The 416-nt window shown below is 67.1% G+C and carries 1 protein-coding gene; it reads right to left on the bottom strand.

Features of this window, described 5'->3' with window-relative positions; all coding sequences use genetic code 11:
* On the bottom strand, positions 1-416 hold a 416-nt coding region (locus tag AC3XQU_RS23020), incomplete at both ends, for a sugar phosphate nucleotidyltransferase (RefSeq protein ID WP_489876480.1).

Raw genomic sequence — 416 nt, 5'->3', positions numbered from 1 at the left:
TCGACGCCGACCACGGCCACGATGCGGCTTTCGGCGCGCACCAGCGAATTCTTCACGCCGTCGAGGTAGACGTCGCCGCGCTGGGCATTGCCGTCGCCATCCTTGGGCTGCACTTCCCACAGCGCCGACCACGAGCCGACGTCGTTCCAGCCGATGTCGGCCGGCACCACGGCGGCGTGGCGGGTCTTTTCCATCACGGCGTAGTCGATCGAATCGGACGGGCTGCCGGAAAACGCTTCTTCTTCCAGGCGGCAGAAGTCGAGGTCGCGGTAGCCGGTGCGCACGGCCTTCTCGGCCGCTTCGGCGATCGATGGGGCGTGGACCTGCAGCTCGTCCAGGAAGCGCTGGGCCCCGAACATGAACATGCCGCTGTTCCAGTAGTAGCCGCCTTCGTCGAGGAAGGACTGGGCGGTGGC

It is taken from the genome of Telluria sp. AZSoR62, assembly GCF_058111565.1.
The sequence above is the reverse complement of the archived record's forward strand: the minus strand, read 5'-3'. Positions and strand labels throughout refer to the sequence as shown.